We start from the raw sequence: 16,381 nt of genomic DNA on the forward strand, positions 1-16,381 counted from the left end.
GCAGCGAAACACCACGCACGGGAGCTGCGAAGTCACGGAACGAGACAAAACGGGATGCAACGAGATTAGACAAGACGAGACGAGACGTAACGTCAGTCAAGTACGACGCGAAAGAAAGGGGGCTTAGGAGGATTAGCAGGAACATGAGCTCAGCAGCATAAATGATGTGTAACATGGCGCATTGACAATGGTGTGTATTCTGTGTATTCTGTGTATGTAATAGATATACAGTTGTGGCTATTGGAGGATATATGAAAATTATCATTTCGAATGCGTCGGATCCGCCGATCTATCAGCAAATCAAAAATCAAATCAAGGATGCCATCATCCGGGGGGAATTAAAAGAAGGAGAAATGTTACCTTCTATACGAGCGCTGGCGAGTGATCTGCATGTAAGTGTGCTTACCACCCGAAGAGTGTATGACGAGCTGGAATCGGAAGGCTTTATTACAACCAGAGCAGGCAAAGGCTCTTACGTGGCTAAGGAAAATCTGGAGCTGCTGTGGGAATCCAAGCGGCATATGGTTGAAGTCAAGCTAAGCGAAGCTTGGGATACGGCCCGTTCATTGGGGATAAGCAAGGAAGAATTATATGCCATGATGGACCTATTGTTCGAGGAGGGGGACGCATGAAACCTATACTGGAGGTAAAGGGGCTAAATAAACAGATAGGCCAATTCAAGCTCGAGGATGTCAGTTTCTCGTTGACCGAGGGTTGTATTACGGGCTTCATCGGTGTGAACGGTGCTGGCAAAACGACAACCATTAAACTTCTTCTCGGATTAATACTTAAGGACGCAGGGGAGATCCAATTTTTCGGAAAGGATATTCAAAAGAATGAGCGGGAATTTAAAAATCGGATAGGAATTGTATGGGACGAAGGCTACTTCTATGACAACCTCACTTTGCTGGAAATGAAGAGCATCATTGCGCCGGCCTACAGCAGCTGGGACAACTCGCTGTTCCACCGGAATATAGAGCGATTCGGGCTGCCTTTGAATCAAAAAATAGGAACGCTCTCCAAAGGGATGCGCATGAAGTATGCGATTGCTTTGGCAATTTCCCACCATGCCGATTTATTAATTATGGATGAACCGACCAGCGGTATCGATCCTCAAGTCAGACGGGAGTTGACGGACATTTTTCTTGATTATGTCAGTGACGGAAAAAGTGTTTTTCTATCGTCCCATATTACATCTGACCTGGATAAAATGGCGGATATGCTTATTTTCATCGATAAAGGTCGAATCGTATTCAGCGAAGAGAAAGATACGCTATTGGACGCGCATGGGCTTGTCAAAGGAGATAAAGCGGAACTGAATGATCACAACCGAGCATTATTTCTGGCTCTGCATGAAACCGAGGTAGGCTTCTCAGGCTTGACGAATGATAAAGCAGCCGTCCGCCAGCAAATGAAACAGATTCTTATCGAAAGACCCACGATCGAAGACGTTATGCTAAGCTACATCAGGAGGTGATGGCGATGCTTTTTCATCTTGTGAAAAAGGATTTCCTGCTCGCGAAGCCCTATTGGATCATCATGCTTATTGCAGCGGCTGCGCTGCCCGTTTTTATTCATACGAGGCTGATTCATAGCGGGGGAGGAGGGTTCCTGCCTTTTTTCCTAAGTACGCTATACGTTATTTTCTTGCTGTTCAGTACGGTCTCGACGATGGAATACAAATACAGAGGAGCAGCGCTTCTTTGTGCGACTCCTTATACAAGAAAAGCTATCGTAAGATCAAGGTATTATTTTATTATGACTCTTTTTCTCGTTTGCTATATGATCTATGGCCTCACGGCTCTATTCAGTCCGATTAAAATCGAAATGCTTCACTTCGCCGATGTGGGACGTGCTTTCCTCCTGATTATGGTTGCATTCGGAGTGATTATCCCCGTTCAATATCGGTTTGGTTATGAAAAATCAAAATATATCTTTTTCTTTCTCGTATTTCTGACGCCCTTCGTCTTACCGTATTTCGCGAATCTATTCCAAACTAGAAGTAGTTTGCTTCCTATCGCCCCTCCTATTTCGCCGTTTTTCATGGAATGGTTCTTTATTGTAGCGGCATTAGCTATTGGGGAGCTATCATCGAGGATATCTATTCGGGTGTACGCGAACCAAAATCTTTGATGAGGGGTTACAAACGAGAGGAGAGGGGAAAGCGATGAACACCAATCGGAAAATAGCGCTATATTGTTTATTAGGGACAGTTCTTGCGGCAACCGCTCTAAGCCAAGCCATCGAAAAAAATGCCCTTGCCCTATTTCCATTCCTAGGTTCGGCCGCTTTCTTCATGTACGCATGGCGGACGAAAAATAAGTAAGGTCGAACTCAAACGAGGAGAGAGAAAACTGGTACACATCGTTTCATGACCGTACCAGTTTTCTTATTGCTGGATGGGGATGCCGAGGTGGAGCGGAAGTACCTATGGTGACAGTTCATCAAGAGTGGTTAGACCGCTTTTGGAGGACTGTTATTTATTATGTAAGCCAGTCGTATCCTGGGGAGGGGCAGTGCCTTGGCTAAGCTCCGCAGGTTTGTCCATAGTAGCAAGTGCGATTGCGAAAGGTCCCTTCAATTGAACAGCCAGCTTACGGATATCGATTGAGATTTTCATAGCGACGCTCCTTCAAGTGAAGATTTATCATAGTGTTCGGGAGTTATTACCAAAATAGCGTCCAGAATGAGGAAAATGGTGCTTAGCGCCTATGTACCATTAGGGAATGATAGAGGGGGCAGAAGGTCCCGAATCAAGAATATTAATCGCGTAATACGACAGGAAGACGAACTAAAAAAGGCAATAATATCCCCTTGTATAGGGAACATGTGTTTGGATATAATGAAAAACAAACATATGTTCTTATCCGGAGGCGGGTAGAGATGGAAAAATACGTGGGTCGGACGGTTGAAATCATATATATGGGCCGCAATAACCGAATATCCCAGCGGGTTATTGAAATTCGGCACGTAGAAGCAGGCGTCGTCAAAGCCTATTGCTTGACCAAACGGGCGCCGCGGATCTTTTTGATGGCCAGCATTTTGGCCGTGCAGCCCGTTCCGCGAGCAGTTGTTTCGTAAGGCCTCGGTCAGTCGAAGGTAAAGCAGAGCTTGCCTCCCCGGTCTATAAGGTTCTTCTCCGTAACAATTAGGGACAAGAGATGGTATAGTAGAAGAAGAACGTTGTAACGCCATTATCCTCCGGGGAGCTAAGGACCATTGAAAACAACCATTGCTGTCCACTGGCAGTACGGTGCGGCCACGCATAGCGGATGGCAGCGCACGTTTAACGATGACCGTTCTTTATTACGGATGGGCATGACGATAAAAGGAACCCCGTATGCCGCAGCGGCGTTGGCTGACGGAATGGGCGGCCTTGCGGGGGCCGGTCAAGCTGCGGAGTCGGCGATCGGGGGGCTCAGATCCTGGCTGGAGGAGGAGCTGCCCGGGCTGCTGGAGCACCGAAGAGGATGGGCCGTACTGGAAGCTTCGGTCCTGCAGCAGTTCGAAGCGATTCACGGGGCCACCCGCGAGCGTACGCGCAGCCAAGGGAAGAGACAAGGGACGACGCTTACGCTGCTGCTTCTGTTCGATTCCGTGTATTGGATTTTTCATATCGGCGATTGCCGGGTCTACCGGCTTGCCCGCCCCGGGAAGCGGCCGGTCCGATTGACCCGGGATCATACCTGGGTTGCCCGGCAGGTGCGGCTCGGGCTCATGTCGGCTGATGCGGCCCGCAAGCATCCGAGGCGGAATGTGCTGCTCCGTTATCTGGGGATGGCCGGTAAAGCCAGGGTCGACGTGAGATGCGGCTTGTATGATCCGCAGACTTTGTTTGTGCTGTCCAGCGACGGTCTTCACGGTCCGCTTACTGAGCCGGTCTTGTCGAAGCTGCTCGGAGAGGGCGGCAGCCGCCATAAAGATGTGCAGGCCTTGTGCGATGCGTTATTATCCAAGACGCTCGAGGGAGCTGCGCCCGATAATGTCAGCGTCCTTGCGATAAGGCCGATTGACCGGGGAAGAAGAGGGCTGCGGAGGTTCCGGGCTGCGTTGTCACTGATCGCTCATCGTATCCTGCACCCGAGGTTCGCTTTTTCGTTTCGCGAGTAAAACGTTCCCTGGCTTCGAATCTCTCTGGATTCGGGCACGAGGTAGATGCTATAATGAATTGTCAATCATAGCCTGAGTAAGGAGAAATGGAACTTCCATGAGTTTGTTAACTGTAGAGGACTTGAGCCACAGCTTCGGCGGGCGTGTATTATTTAAGAACGTTTCCTTCCGCCTGCTGCCCGGCGAGCATGTGGGCCTGGTGGGAGCGAACGGGGTAGGCAAGTCGACTTTGATGAACATTTTAACGGGGCAGCTGGTCAGGGATTCGGGCAAGGTCGAGTGGACGCCCAAGGTGCACTATGGCTATCTGGACCAGCATACGAAGCTGACCCCGGGCAAGACGGTGAGGGAAGTGCTGCAGGATGCTTTCCTGCCGCTGTTTGAGCTGGAGAAAGAGATGAACCTGATCGCGGAACAGATGGGGGATGCCGATCCCGACAAGCTGGAGCGTCTGCTCGAGGAGATGGGCGAAATTCAGGATCGCCTGGAGAACAGCGGGTTTTATCTGCTGGACATCAAGGTCGAAGAGATGGCGAACGGCCTCGGCCTGGACGCGGTCGGCCTGGATCGCGATGTCGCCCAGCTGTCCGGCGGACAGCGAACGAAGGTACTGCTCGCCAAGCTGCTTCTAGAGCAGCCGACGGTCCTGCTGCTGGATGAGCCGACCAACTATTTGGATGTCGAGCATATCGACTGGCTCACGAATTACCTGCAAAGCTATCCTTATGCGTTCATGCTCATTTCTCACGATACGGAATTTATGAATAAAGTCGTCAGCGTTGTCTATCATCTGGAGTTCGCCAAGCTGACGAGATATACGGCTAATTACGAGCGCTTCCTGCAGATGGCGGATATGAATAAGCAGCAGCATATCGATGCCTACGAAAAGCAGCAGGAGTTTATTAAGAAGCAAGAGGATTTCATCCAGCGCAATAAAGCGCGCTACTCCACGTCGGGCCGGGCGAAAAGCCGCCAGAAGCAGCTTGAGCGGATCGAGCGCATCGACCGTCCGGAGGAAGCGATGAAGCCGACCTTTAATTTCAAGGAGGCGCGGGCGAGCGGTCGTCTTGTTTTCGAAGGTAAGGATCTGGAGATCGGGTACGGCCACGCGCTGCTTCCCGCTATGAACGTTACGGTGGAGCGCGGTGATAAGATCGCCGTCGTCGGCTGCAACGGGGTCGGCAAGTCCACGCTGCTGAAGACGATTCTCGGCTTGATCCCGGCCTACAGCGGTAAAACGTACCTGGGAGATTTCCTGTTCCCGTCTTACTTCGAACAGGAAGTGAAGGCGCCTAATCTGACGCCGATCGATGATGTGTGGAACGAGTTCTCCCACATGAACCAGCACGAGGTAAGGGCGGCGCTGGCGCGCTGCGGGTTGAAGAACGAGCATATCACGCGTCCGATCAGCAGTCTGAGCGGGGGCGAGCAAGCGAAGGTGCGCCTGTGCAAGCTGCAAATGAGAGAAAGCAACTGGATCGCATTCGACGAGCCGACCAATCACCTGGACGTAGCGGCCAAGGAAGAGCTGAAGCGCGCGTTGAAGGAATTCAAAGGCACCGTCATTCTCGTCTGTCACGAGCCTGATTTCTATGAGGATTGGGTGACGAAGGTGTGGAATGTCGAGGAATGGTCCACGGTCAAGGCTAACAGCTAGAGGAGAATCAAATCCAAAGATAAGGGAGAATGAATAGATGCTGACTCATGTCGTTTTTTTCAAATTAAAGGATCGCAGCCCCGAAGCGATACAGGCTACAGCGGACGTGCTTCGCAACATGGAGGGCAAGATCGAGGTTCTGCGCCATATCGAGGTAGGACTGGATGTGCTTCACTCCGAGCGCTCCTATGACATCGCGCTGATCACGAAGTTCGATTCGCTGGAGGATCTGGGCGTGTACGACATTCACCCGCTGCATATGGAGGTTAAGGCCCATATGAAGCAGGTGCTTGACGGTACTAGCGTTTGCGTGGATTTCCAAAACTGAGGCATTCAACTCCTCTTGAGGCGCGCTTCTGAAGCAGATCAGCCCCATAAAGCAGGCTTCATGACCATCAGTCCGAGCATGACGAACAGCACGAACAGATATAAATATAGCGATCTGGCCAGCTTCCTTACGAGCGTCGTCCGATCCTGACCCTCTTGGCGGAAGCGGCGTATCGTCGGCGAGAATGCGCGGGCCATGAACAGCAGCGAAGCGAACAGGACGACGAACGTGCCGAATATCCAGGGCGTCGTCCAGGGATAGCCTCCGATCCACATCAGCAGAAGGCCGGAGACGACGAGGACATGGCCGGTATGCTTGGACAGCCGTACGACGAAGGTGAACGAGTCCAGATAAGTGTCGAGACGGTCTCCTTCGGCGTCCTTTAGCTTGCGTAGCATCGGCATCAACACAAAGAACGGTCCGATGGACACGATCGCGCTGATGACATGAATATAAAGAAGCCACTTATACATGAGTGCTATTCCTTCCTATTTGGGGGAAATCGTACGGTGAACAAGTGCAGCGGGTGATCGCTCAGGCGTCCTGGCGGTATCGCCGGGCGTACGGCAATCCCCGCTGCACTGTTTTGTTTGGGCGGCCTGAGCGGCGCCGCCCTGTGCGGTCCGCGAGTGTTACAGCTCGCGGAATTCGTGGACCCAGACCTTCATCTGAGGCATCCAGGGCATCCCGGCATGCATCGATGTGATGTACTCTTTGTACGCTTCCACCGTCGGGTAGCCTTCGGATTGAATGATCTCGTCCGTCAGCTCGCCGAGCGTCTGACGGTACACCTTGGTTACCACAAAGCGCCGGCCGCGCAGCTCGAGAATTTCTCCCGGGTCCGCATAGCGGCCGTTGCGGCGTGTAGACGTTTTTTGACCGCTGAGCACCTTTTCCACATCGGCTTCGACGGTGATCATGCGATCGATGGAACAGGTTTTCGGTGGCAAAGCTTCTGCTTCGGTAGACATGTACAGTTCCTCCTCGAGTAAAGGGCGATGCATCAGCCCAAGTGTAAATTCATCCCAAAGCTTACACGAATGTCGGCCGGGAATCAAATAGGAGGCGAACTTATGGCAATCCAATTGAACGAAGATTACATCATACGGCTGCTGAAAAGGCTTCTCGAAACCCCGAGCCCGACGGGATACTGCGGGACTATCATGAGGTTGATCCGCGAAGAAGCCGAACAGCTCGGCTTCACGATGGCCTATACGCCCAAAGGGAATGGAATCATCGCCGTCGAGGGAGCGGATCAGGGGCCTGCCATCGGGATCAGCGCTCACGTGGATACTCTGGGAGCGATGGTTCGCGCGGTCAAGCCGGGCGGAACTTTGCGGTTCACGCTGATCGGCGGCTATATGCTCGGTTCCGTGGAGAACGAATACTGCGTAGTCCATACGAGAGACGGACGGGCTTACACAGGGACCGTGTTGACCAACAAGCCGTCGGTTCATGTGTTTACCGACGCCCGAGATTTGAAGCGCGAGGAAGCGGTTATGGAGGTGCGGCTGGATGAGCCGGTGAAGTCAGCGGCGGATGTCAAGGCGCTCGGGATCGGGGCAGGAGACTTTATTTCCTTCGATCCCCGCGCGCAGCTGCTTGCCAATGGGCTTATCAAGTCCCGCCACCTCGACGATAAGGCAGGGGTCGCTGCCGTCTTCGGCATGCTGGAGTGGCTCAAGCGGGAAAAGGCTCAGCCGGCCCGTCCGCTCCGTATCCTGTTCAGCACCTACGAAGAGGTCGGGCACGGGGCAGCTTGGCTGCCTGCCGATATCAGCGAGCTGCTGGCCGTGGATATGGGCGCGATCGGGGACGATCTATCCTGCACGGAGTACGATGTCTCGATCTGCGCCAAGGATTCCTCGGGCCCATACGATTACGCGATGACCACGAGGCTGATCGAGCTGGCCGAGCGCGAGGGACTTTCCTACGCGGTCGATGTATACCCGCATTACGGCTCGGACGCCTCGGCCTCTCTGCGCGGGGGGAGCAACATCCGCGCAGCCTTGCTCGGTCCTGGCGTGCACGCGTCCCATGCGATGGAGCGTACGCACCGTCAAGCGATCCTCCATACCGCTTCCCTGCTCGGCGCTTACGTTCGGGAGCCGGCGGCAGCGTACGAATGAGCGTGCCGACACCCGTATAGGGATTAAGCGAGCTGGTGTACAACCAAGAAAGGAGCATGCCGCATGAATATCATTTCGGTAGACGATTTATACAAAAGCTACGGCGAGAAAGTGTTGTTCGACGGCATCGCATTTCAGATCAACGAGAAGGAACGGATCGGGCTTGTCGGCGTCAACGGGACGGGCAAGTCGACCCTGCTGCGCGTGATGGCGGGTCTCGAGCCGACCGAGCGCGGGAAGCTGACTCATGCCAATCATTTTCACGTCGAATATTTGCCGCAGCAGCCGGAGTTCGATATGGACTCGTCGGTACTGGAGCAGGTGTTCCATGGTGATACCCCGATTATGAAAGCGCTCCGGGCCTATGAGGTAGCGCTCGCGGAGCTGCAGCTTGCGCCGGAGGAAGAGAAGCGCCAGTCCAAGCTGTTTGCGGCACAAACACAGATGGATGCGACAGGCGCCTGGGATGCCCAGACGACGGCCAAGACGGTTCTCTCCAAGCTGGGGATCCGCGACTTCGGGCAGCGTGTCGGCACGCTGTCCGGCGGCCAGCGCAAGCGCGTCGCCATGGCCCGCGTGCTGATCCAGCCAGCCGACCTGCTCATCCTCGATGAGCCGACCAACCATATCGACCACGAGACGGTCGAATGGCTGGAGGGCTATCTGAGCTCATGGAAGGGCTCGCTGCTGCTCGTTACGCATGACCGTTATTTCCTGGACCGGGTGACGAACCGGATGTTCGAGCTGGATCGCGGTCAGCTGTACAGCTACGACGGGAACTACGCTTCCTTCCTGGAGAAGAAGGCCGAGCGGATGGAACGCGAGGCTTCGATGGAGGACAAGCGTCAAAATCTGCTTCGCCGGGAGCTTGCCTGGCTGCGCCGCGGCGCGAAAGCGCGAACGACGAAGCAGAAGGCGAGGATCGACCGCGTGACGGAGCTGCGGGACCGCAAGGTGGACGGTCCATCGGCGAATCTGGATATGACGCTCGGAGCGAGCCGGCTCGGCAAGAAGATCATGGAGCTGGAGGATGTGAGCAAGTCGTATGGCGATCGCAGCCTGATCCGGGACTTCAGCTATATCGTGCTGCCGGAGGACCGGATCGGTATCATAGGTCCGAACGGCTCGGGCAAGTCGACGCTGCTGAACATGCTGGCCGGGCGGCTTGAGCCGGATGGCGGGCGGATCGATACGGGAACGACCGTGAAGCTGGCCTACTATACGCAAGAGAATGTCGAGATGGACGATAAGCAGCGGGCGATCGACTACATCAAGGAAGCCGCCGAGGTGATCCGCACGGCCAGCGGAGATACGATTACGGCCGGGCAGATGCTGGAGCGCTTTCTGTTCACGCCTTCCCAGCAGTGGACGCCGATCGGCAAGCTGTCCGGCGGCGAGCGCAGAAGGCTGTATCTGCTGCGTACGCTGATGGGCGAGCCCAATGTGCTGCTGCTCGATGAGCCGACGAACGATCTGGACATTCAGACGCTGACCATCCTGGAGGAATATCTGGAGGATTTCCCGGGCGTCGTCATTACGGTATCCCATGACCGTTACTTCCTGGACCGGACGGCGGACCATCTGTTCGTCTTCGAAGGCGGCGGGACGGTACGCAAGTTTTTTGGCAACTACTCGGAGTATTTGGAGCAAACGAAGCAGGAGCGCCAGCAGGAGAGCGAAGCGGCGCGTTCCGTCAAGCCTGCAGCCTCTCCGGCTCCCGGTCAGCCGGAGCACTCGGCTCAGCAGACAGACGGCAGACGCGATGCGGGACGCCCCAGGAAGCTGAGCTTCAAGGAACAGAAGGAATGGGATGAGATCGAGGGCAAGATCGCCGAGATGGAGGAGAAGCTCGCACAGGTGAAGCGAAGCATCGAGCTGGCGGGCAGCGACTACGGCAAGGTCCAGGATTTGTATCGGGAGGAGCAGGAGCTTGGGGCGCAGCTGGAGCAGGCGATGGAGCGTTGGTCCGAGCTGTCGGAGCTGGTCGAAAGCATAGCGGCCCAGAAATAACCGCATCTTGTAACAATTCTTTGGGAAACAAGCTCAAGTTATGGTATAATCAACGTTTGGAAGCGTTTGGATTTCTGGCTGTCGCTTCAGTACTATAACCGAAAGTGGGTCAGCGAATAATGATTACGGTAACCGATGTCACGTTAAGATACGGAAAGAGGGCTCTGTTCGAGGATGTAAACGTCAAGTTTACGCCGGGCAACTGCTATGGTTTGATCGGCGCCAACGGTGCGGGCAAGTCGACATTCCTCAAAATTTTGGCCGGAGAGATTGAGCCGAATAAAGGAGAGGTCAGCATCACACCAGGCGAGCGTATGGCCGTCCTGAAACAGAACCATTACGAATACGATGAAATTGAAGTATTGAAAACGGTTATTAAAGGGCACACGCGCCTTTTCCAGATTATGGAGGAGAAGGACGCACTCTATGCCAAGCCTGACTTTTCGGAAGAGGACGGCATGAAGGCAGCCGAGCTGGAGGGCGAGTTCCAGGACCTGGACGGCTGGCAGGCGGAGTCGGATGCCGCTGAGCTATTGCTCGGCCTCGGGATTCCGAAGGAGCAGCATGATCAGAAAATGAAGGAGCTCGACGGCAACCAGAAGGTCCGCGTACTCTTGGCGCAGGCGTTGTTCGGCAACCCGAATATTCTGCTGCTCGACGAGCCTACCAACCATCTGGACATTGAGTCGGTGCGCTGGCTGGAGAACTTCCTGTCCCGTTATGAAGGCACGGTTATCGTCGTATCCCATGACCGTCACTTCCTCAACCAGGTATGTACGCATATCGCGGACATCGACTTCAGCAAGCTTCAGCTGTATGTTGGCAACTACGACTTCTGGTACGAGTCGAGCCAGTTGGCTCTCAAGCTGGTACGGGAACAGAACAAGAAGACGGAAGAGAAGCGCAAGGAGCTCGAAGAGTTTATCCGCCGCTTCAGCGCCAATGCTTCCAAGTCCAAGCAGGCGACATCCCGGAAGAAAACGCTGGAGAAGCTGCAGCTGGAGGATATCAAGCCTTCAACCCGCAAATATCCGTTTATCAAATTCACGCCGGAGCGCGAAGCGGGCAAGCAGCTGCTGACCATCGAGCGCTTGAGCAAATCGATCGACGGACAATTGGTCATCAACGATATTTCCCTGACCGTCAACAAAGGCGACAAGATCGCGCTAGTCGGATCGAACGGTATCGCCAAAACGACGCTGTTCCAAATTCTGATGGGCGAGATCGAAGCGGACTCCGGCGAATTCAGCTGGGGAATCACGACCACCCAGGCTTATTTCCCGAAGGACAACTCGGCTTACTTCCAGGACGATGTGAGCCTGGTGGATTGGCTGCGCCAGTACTCCAAGGATCAGGATGAATCGTATCTGCGCGGCTTCCTTGGCCGGATGCTGTTCTCCGGCGAAGAGGCCCTTAAGAAAGCGAGCGTGCTTTCGGGGGGAGAGAAGGTCCGCTGCATGCTGTCGAAGATGATGATGAGCGGAGCCAACGTGCTGCTGCTCGACGAGCCGACGAACCACTTGGATCTGGAATCGATCACGGCGCTGAACAACGGCATGATCGACTTCGACGGTACGATGCTGTTCGTCTCCCATGACCATCAGTTCGTACAAACGGTAGCCAACCGGATTATCGAGCTTACGCCGACCGGACTCATCGATAAGGTTATCAGCTATGACGAATATCTGGAGAATGAAGATATCAAACGCCAGCGCGAGCTAGCGTATGCTTAATCGAAGCTTGCCCGCTTAGGCAGCGGGCAGAGCTTCGGCTGACAACAAGAAAAAGGATGAGCGGCTTCCCGACCGGGAAGTCCTCATCCTTCTTTCACACCTGTGGGCCGATTAGCTCCCGCCGGTGCGGCGTCGCTGATTATTCGGCTTCTTGTTGTTCTGGCTGCGCATCGTAGCCTCGTTGCCGGCCCGCTGCTGCGGATTATTCTTGGCGTCGGCCTGGGCCTGCTTCTTCTGAGCCAGCTTCTGCTTCATAGCTTCCGCCAAGCTGATCTTGCGCGGTTCTTCCGGTTGATTGGTCTCTGACATAAGTTTCACACCTGCCTGTAGGTCAATATAGTACCATCATACCGGATTTGTCCACTTGTAAGCAACCATGAATCCGTCAAAGGAGCGTTATCCGTTTGAAACTGCCGGAATGGAACGAGCAGGAGCTTCTGTGCCGGAACCGCGTACTTAGCCTGTCCGAGCACAAGGCAGGCCCGCGATATGTGCTGCTGGTCACCCCATTTTGCGGAACCTGTCAGGCCGCCCGGCGCATGCTGGAGATCGTTGCGGTCATGGAGCCTGCGCTGCGCATCGGGATCGCCGACATCAATCTATGCCGGGAACTCACCCGGGAATGGCGCATAGAGAGCGTGCCGTGTCTGGTCGAGGTCCAAAGCGGACGCATGCTTCGCAAGCGTTATCGGATGGAAGGCGTTCCGGCTTTGCGCGAGTGGATGGCTGCTCCTTCGTTATGAAGAACGATAAGGAAAGGAAGAAGTCCTATGACAACACATGCATGTAAAGCAGGCGATATCGTCAAAGCCTCCTATAAAACCGGCGAATATATCGGCGAGGTCGTCGAGCTGATGGAAAGCGGTAAGCTCGCTGTCCGTATCCTGGCCGTCTCGGGGCATCCTACCCAAGGTGATTTGCATAATCCGATGGATCCGGATGTTCCTTTTTTCCATGAGCGCCGTGCGCTTGCCTACCAGGAAATTGCCTTGATGCCGCCCCAGACCGTACGCCCGTATCACGGCGCTGTACCGGAATATAAAGCTTCGCTGCTGCAGGCGCTCGATCAGGAGCATGCGCGGCTGGATCGGATGCGCAGATGGGCCCAGCGCTGTCAGGATGAGCTGGAGAAGCTGAAGCGGGATTACACATAGGGACGGATGTGATCGATCGTGCTGTTTGTGCTCGTAGGTCTGTGGACCATCGGCATTCTGCTACTCCTAACCGATCCCAAAAGGCTGACCACCCGCTGGATCAGCAGCATTGCTTTCACGGGTGGGTCCGGAGGCTTGTCGGCGGTTATTGCCGATCATATTATCCCCGCCTTTTCGGAGCGCGGCTGGCTGACCGAATCTAGCGCAGAGCTGCTCAGCCGTGCCGAGAACGTATCTTCGCTGCTCTGCTATTACGGCCTTCCTTACACCTTCCTGATGTTTGCACTCGTCTACCATCCGGGCTATCCTCATTGGCAGCGCGGCAGATGGCTGGCTTGGGCTTTGCTGGTGCCAGTAGCAGGCTCGCTGCTGTTCGAAGCGAAGCCGGGTGCCCCTATTCCTTACGGATATGTCACGGCCTGGGCGACGCCCTATATCTTGGCCGGCATCGGCTTGCTGCTGTCGGTAACCCTGCAGGAGCGGAATTCCTTCCTGCGCCGCAACCGGATGCTGGTGACGGCTGCCGCGGTTCCGACGCTGCTGTTCGCCTTGTTCACGCTGTATCTGCTGCCGACCTTCTTCGGGATGTACGAATGGTGGAGGTATAATACGGTGGTCATCGCCTTCACGATAGCTGTTATTATCGGCTCCAGCTTTCGATATGGCTTCATGGGACTGCAGATCTCGATCCAGAATCAGAAGCTGGATTACACGCTCCGCGCGATTACGTCGGGTACCTCGATCCTGAACCATGCGATCAAAAATGATGTCGGCAAAATCCGGCTCTTCGGGGAGAAGATCAAGCTGGACGCAGAGGATGGGCTGACCGAGCCGGAGGAACTGATCCGTGACGTGGAAGTGATTATGAGAGCCTCCCAGCATATTTACGATATGATCTACCGGATCCAGGGGCAGACTCAGGAGATATCGCTGCGCCTGGAAGAGGTGCAGCCCGCCGAATTGATGAAGGAATGCCTGACGATGCTTGCCCCCGACTTGCAGGCGGTTGAGCTGAACGAGGAATACGCTTATAAAGGCACGCTGCTGGCGGATCGTGCTCAGCTTTGCGAGGTGTGGACCAATGTGCTGACCAACGCGCTGGAAGCGATGCCGCAGGGCGGCGCCTTGACCGTAAGAGTATCCGAAACCAAGCGCAAAATTGTCGTGGAAGTTAAAGATAACGGCTGCGGAATGGAAAAGCATCAGCTCAAACGGGTATTCGATCCTTTCTACTCCACGAAAAGCGGCAAAAAAATGAACTTCGGATTAGGACTGTCGTATTGCTATGCCATCGTGCAGAAGCATAAGGGCACCATGAATATTCACAGTAAGCCGGGCCAGGGAACGAGCGTATTCATGCAGTTCCCGAAACCGAAGCAGAGCTTGTCGGGTGGGCCTGACACTGCTGGGCGGGAAGGCAAACAGTCGGAAGGGGGCTAAAGGAAGCATGGAAACGAACGACGTAATACGGGTGGTCATCGTAGAGGATGATCCGGAGTGGCTGGCCGGCTTGAAAAGCTATTTGCGCAGAGAAGCGGACATCGAAGTGGTCGGGACGGCTTCCGGGGGCGAGGAGGCGGTAAGGCTGCTGGAGAAGCTGGAGGCGGATGTCGTCCTGCTGGACATCATGATGTCTGACAACCCGGAGGGCTTGTGGGCGGCGGCCGAGATCGTCAAGTGCAGCGGAGTGAGAGTCATCATGCTGTCCTCGATGGAAGAGAAGGACATGATCTTCGAGGCGTTCAAGGCCGGCGCCGTCGATTATATGGTCAAATCCGACTTCAAGGACATTCCCCAGACGATCCGCAGCGCCTATGCCCACAGAAGCGCTATCCATCCTAGCGTCGCGGCCCAGATGCGCGAGGAATTCCGCCGGCTGAAGCAGCTTGAGCAGGAGGTCCGGGTGAAGGAGCTCCGCGATCTGCTGACTCCAACAGAGCTTCAGGTGCTTGACCTGATCGAGAAAGGGCTGACCCAGACCCAGATCGCGGATAAGCTCTTCGTCTCGATCCGTACGGTCAAGGTGCATGTCGGCAATATTCTGAAAAAGCTCGGCGGCAAGAGCAGCAAAGAGGCTGCGCAGAAGGCAAAAGATATGGGCATCCTCTAACGGTTGTGATATAGTAGGTACGACATTTATAAACCGACCCAGGGAAAAGTGGAGGAATCAAAAGCGATGGCTGCAAATGATCAAATCCAAATCGGTATTATCGGAGCCGGAGGCATCGGCAATGAGCACATTAAGGGCTTCCAGGCAACGGAAGGCGCCGTTGTTTGTGCGGTAACGGATACGTTCCAGCCGCTTGCGATCGAGCGCGCCAGCCAGTACGGCATCCCGAAGATTTATGCGACCTACCAAGAGCTGCTGGCCGATCCGGGCATTGACGCCGTAGTAGTTGCCGTTCCGAACGACGTGCATGCGCCGATCGCGATCGAAGCGCTTCAGGCAGGCAAGCATGTGCTGCTGGAGAAGCCGATGGCGCTGAATGCCGCATCCGCCAAGCAGATCGTCAAGGCATATCTCAAGAGCGGCAAAGTGCTGATGATGTCGCACCAGAACCGCTGGGAGTCCATCTATATGCTGGCCAAGGAGCAGATTGACAAGGGCGCTCTCGGTCATATCTACAACACCAAGACCGGCTGGATGCGTCGTAAAGGCATTCCGGGATGGGGCACCTGGTTCACGCAAATGCACAAGTCAGGCGGAGGTCCGCTGATCGACATCGGGGTGCACATGCTGGATCTGTCCCTGCATTTTATGGGCAGCCCGAAGCCGGTGTCGGTATTCGGCTCGACGTATGCCGAGTTCGGCCCGCATAAGAGAGGGATCGGCAACTGGGGCAAGCCGGATTGGAACGGCTTCTACGATGTGGAGGATCTGGCTACCGCATTGATCAAGCTGGATAACGGCGGCACGATTACGCTGGACGTCAGCTGGGCCGCTCATACGTCGTTCCAGGACAACGGTCCTTACATTAACCTGATGGGGACCAAAGGCGGTGCATCACTAAAGCCGTTCAAGGGGACGCTGCATACCGAGCTGTTCGACCGCACGGCCGATGTGGAGCTGGACTTTCCCGATGGAGACACGGGACCGCGTCTGCGGATGAACGCGCATTTTCTGGATTGCGTCCGAAACAACCGCGAACCGCTGACGTCCGCCATGTCGGGACTTGCGAACAGCCTGGTGCTGGAAGCGATATACGAGTCGTCGCGGACCGGACAGCTCGTTAATCTGGATTGGAGTCTAGATTAATCGC

The 16,381-nt window shown here is 54.8% G+C and carries 19 protein-coding genes; 15 read left to right on the forward strand and 4 right to left on the reverse strand.

Translation table 11 applies throughout. The features are described 5' to 3' along the window. The first annotated feature begins 251 nt into the window (after window positions 1-251). The 3 genes from GSF01_RS10255 to GSF01_RS10265 are packed head-to-tail and all read left to right on the forward strand — an operon-like array spanning window position 252 to window position 2,133. Window positions 252-632, forward strand: a complete 381-nt coding sequence (locus GSF01_RS10255) for a GntR family transcriptional regulator (RefSeq protein WP_159883542.1) — start codon at window positions 252-254, stop codon at window positions 630-632. Beyond that, window positions 629-1,477, forward strand: coding sequence for an ABC transporter ATP-binding protein (locus GSF01_RS10260; protein ID WP_159883544.1), 849 nt, complete (start codon window positions 629-631; stop codon window positions 1,475-1,477). Before GSF01_RS10255 ends, GSF01_RS10260 begins: the two co-directional genes overlap by 4 nt. Before the next feature lie 5 nt (window positions 1,478-1,482). Then, entirely contained in the window at window positions 1,483-2,133 is a 651-nt protein-coding gene (locus tag GSF01_RS10265; RefSeq protein WP_159883546.1) for an ABC-2 transporter permease, read from the forward strand. A 343-nt stretch (window positions 2,134-2,476) separates the two neighbouring features. On the opposite strand, the gene GSF01_RS10270 is transcribed toward GSF01_RS10265, so the two are convergent. Then, a complete protein-coding gene (locus tag GSF01_RS10270; protein ID WP_159883548.1) occupies window positions 2,477-2,620 on the reverse strand; it encodes a hypothetical protein in 144 nt (47 codons plus the stop codon). Window positions 2,621-2,883: 263 nt separating this feature from the next. Here GSF01_RS10270 and GSF01_RS10275 point away from each other — a divergent pair, with 263 nt between their 5' ends. The 4 genes from GSF01_RS10275 to GSF01_RS10290 all read left to right on the forward strand — a co-directional run bounded on the left by GSF01_RS10275 (window position 2,884) and on the right by GSF01_RS10290 (window position 6,095). Further along, entirely contained in the window at window positions 2,884-3,081 is a 198-nt protein-coding gene (locus GSF01_RS10275; RefSeq protein ID WP_159883550.1) for a hypothetical protein, read from the forward strand. Between the two features lie 138 nt (window positions 3,082-3,219). Beyond that, window positions 3,220-4,110 (forward strand): PP2C family protein-serine/threonine phosphatase, encoded by an 891-nt coding sequence (locus GSF01_RS10280; RefSeq protein WP_159883552.1) that lies wholly within the window; start codon window positions 3,220-3,222, stop codon window positions 4,108-4,110. 97 nt (window positions 4,111-4,207) lie between these two features. Next, entirely contained in the window at window positions 4,208-5,767 is a 1,560-nt protein-coding gene (locus GSF01_RS10285) for an ABC-F family ATP-binding cassette domain-containing protein (protein ID WP_159883554.1), read from the forward strand. A gap of 37 nt (window positions 5,768-5,804) precedes the next feature. Continuing rightward, on the forward strand, window positions 5,805-6,095 hold the full coding sequence (locus tag GSF01_RS10290; RefSeq protein ID WP_159883556.1) for a Dabb family protein: 291 nt from the start codon (window positions 5,805-5,807) through the stop codon (window positions 6,093-6,095). A gap of 38 nt (window positions 6,096-6,133) precedes the next feature. Here GSF01_RS10290 and GSF01_RS10295 read toward each other — a convergent pair whose 3' ends face one another. Together GSF01_RS10295 and GSF01_RS10300 are read right to left on the reverse strand one after the other, a co-directional pair. Next, entirely contained in the window at window positions 6,134-6,568 is a 435-nt protein-coding gene (locus tag GSF01_RS10295) for a DUF2269 family protein (protein ID WP_159883558.1), read from the reverse strand. Between the two features lie 159 nt (window positions 6,569-6,727). Then, entirely contained in the window at window positions 6,728-7,066 is a 339-nt protein-coding gene (locus GSF01_RS10300; RefSeq protein WP_159883560.1) for an ASCH domain-containing protein, read from the reverse strand. A gap of 102 nt (window positions 7,067-7,168) precedes the next feature. Here GSF01_RS10300 and GSF01_RS10305 point away from each other — a divergent pair, with 102 nt between their 5' ends. The 3 genes from GSF01_RS10305 (at window position 7,169) to GSF01_RS10315 (ending at window position 11,967) form a co-directional block, all read left to right on the forward strand. Further along, window positions 7,169-8,224 (forward strand): M42 family metallopeptidase, encoded by a 1,056-nt coding sequence (locus GSF01_RS10305; RefSeq protein ID WP_159883562.1) that lies wholly within the window; start codon window positions 7,169-7,171, stop codon window positions 8,222-8,224. Window positions 8,225-8,287: 63 nt separating this feature from the next. After that, entirely contained in the window at window positions 8,288-10,234 is a 1,947-nt protein-coding gene (locus GSF01_RS10310) for an ABC-F family ATP-binding cassette domain-containing protein (RefSeq protein WP_159883564.1), read from the forward strand. A 119-nt stretch (window positions 10,235-10,353) separates the two neighbouring features. Then, on the forward strand, window positions 10,354-11,967 hold the full coding sequence (locus GSF01_RS10315; RefSeq protein WP_159883566.1) for an ABC-F family ATP-binding cassette domain-containing protein: 1,614 nt from the start codon (window positions 10,354-10,356) through the stop codon (window positions 11,965-11,967). Window positions 11,968-12,078: 111 nt separating this feature from the next. Here the strand turns inward: GSF01_RS10315 and GSF01_RS10320 are convergent, their stop codons facing one another. Further along, complete coding sequence (locus tag GSF01_RS10320; RefSeq protein ID WP_159883568.1) at window positions 12,079-12,276, reverse strand: hypothetical protein; 198 nt, start codon at window positions 12,274-12,276, stop codon at window positions 12,079-12,081. Between the two features lie 95 nt (window positions 12,277-12,371). On the opposite strand from GSF01_RS10320, the gene GSF01_RS10325 reads away from it, so the two are divergent. From GSF01_RS10325 to GSF01_RS10345, 5 genes are all read left to right on the forward strand, one after another. After that, entirely contained in the window at window positions 12,372-12,710 is a 339-nt protein-coding gene (locus tag GSF01_RS10325; protein ID WP_235941394.1) for a thioredoxin family protein, read from the forward strand. A gap of 27 nt (window positions 12,711-12,737) precedes the next feature. Then, window positions 12,738-13,121, forward strand: coding sequence for a kinase-associated lipoprotein B (locus tag GSF01_RS10330; RefSeq protein ID WP_159883570.1), 384 nt, complete (start codon window positions 12,738-12,740; stop codon window positions 13,119-13,121). An 18-nt stretch (window positions 13,122-13,139) separates the two neighbouring features. Continuing rightward, on the forward strand, window positions 13,140-14,561 hold the full coding sequence (locus GSF01_RS10335; protein WP_159883572.1) for a sensor histidine kinase: 1,422 nt from the start codon (window positions 13,140-13,142) through the stop codon (window positions 14,559-14,561). 7 nt (window positions 14,562-14,568) lie between these two features. Then, window positions 14,569-15,231, forward strand: coding sequence for a response regulator (locus GSF01_RS10340; protein ID WP_159883574.1), 663 nt, complete (start codon window positions 14,569-14,571; stop codon window positions 15,229-15,231). A gap of 66 nt (window positions 15,232-15,297) precedes the next feature. Next, window positions 15,298-16,377, forward strand: a complete 1,080-nt coding sequence (locus GSF01_RS10345) for a Gfo/Idh/MocA family protein (RefSeq protein ID WP_159883576.1) — start codon at window positions 15,298-15,300, stop codon at window positions 16,375-16,377. Window positions 16,378-16,381 lie beyond the last annotated feature (4 nt).

This window comes from Paenibacillus puerhi, assembly GCF_009846885.1.
GTDB classification, from domain to species: domain Bacteria; phylum Bacillota; class Bacilli; order Paenibacillales; family NBRC-103111; genus Paenibacillus_G; species Paenibacillus_G puerhi.

Excerpts from the sequence above, each read along its gene's own strand:
- GSF01_RS10305 (WP_159883562.1), top strand. The coding sequence starts at position 7,169 with ATGGCAATCCAATTGAACGAAGATTACATCATACGGCTGCTGAAAAGG.
- GSF01_RS10290 (WP_159883556.1), top strand. The coding sequence starts at position 5,805 with ATGCTGACTCATGTCGTTTTTTTCAAATTAAAGGATCGCAGCCCCGAA.
- GSF01_RS10345 (WP_159883576.1), top strand. The coding sequence starts at position 15,298 with ATGGCTGCAAATGATCAAATCCAAATCGGTATTATCGGAGCCGGAGGC.
- GSF01_RS10310 (WP_159883564.1), top strand. The coding sequence starts at position 8,288 with ATGAATATCATTTCGGTAGACGATTTATACAAAAGCTACGGCGAGAAA.
- GSF01_RS10320 (WP_159883568.1), bottom strand. The coding sequence starts at position 12,276 with ATGTCAGAGACCAATCAACCGGAAGAACCGCGCAAGATCAGCTTGGCG.
- GSF01_RS10275 (WP_159883550.1), top strand. The coding sequence starts at position 2,884 with ATGGAAAAATACGTGGGTCGGACGGTTGAAATCATATATATGGGCCGC.
- GSF01_RS10315 (WP_159883566.1), top strand. The coding sequence starts at position 10,354 with ATGATTACGGTAACCGATGTCACGTTAAGATACGGAAAGAGGGCTCTG.
- GSF01_RS10270 (WP_159883548.1), bottom strand. The coding sequence starts at position 2,620 with ATGAAAATCTCAATCGATATCCGTAAGCTGGCTGTTCAATTGAAGGGA.
- GSF01_RS10300 (WP_159883560.1), bottom strand. The coding sequence starts at position 7,066 with ATGTCTACCGAAGCAGAAGCTTTGCCACCGAAAACCTGTTCCATCGAT.
- GSF01_RS10340 (WP_159883574.1), top strand. The coding sequence starts at position 14,569 with ATGGAAACGAACGACGTAATACGGGTGGTCATCGTAGAGGATGATCCG.
- GSF01_RS10265 (WP_159883546.1), top strand. The coding sequence starts at position 1,483 with ATGCTTTTTCATCTTGTGAAAAAGGATTTCCTGCTCGCGAAGCCCTAT.
- GSF01_RS10260 (WP_159883544.1), top strand. The coding sequence starts at position 629 with ATGAAACCTATACTGGAGGTAAAGGGGCTAAATAAACAGATAGGCCAA.
- GSF01_RS10255 (WP_159883542.1), top strand. The coding sequence starts at position 252 with ATGAAAATTATCATTTCGAATGCGTCGGATCCGCCGATCTATCAGCAA.
- GSF01_RS10285 (WP_159883554.1), top strand. The coding sequence starts at position 4,208 with ATGAGTTTGTTAACTGTAGAGGACTTGAGCCACAGCTTCGGCGGGCGT.
- GSF01_RS10295 (WP_159883558.1), bottom strand. The coding sequence starts at position 6,568 with ATGTATAAGTGGCTTCTTTATATTCATGTCATCAGCGCGATCGTGTCC.
- GSF01_RS10330 (WP_159883570.1), top strand. The coding sequence starts at position 12,738 with ATGACAACACATGCATGTAAAGCAGGCGATATCGTCAAAGCCTCCTAT.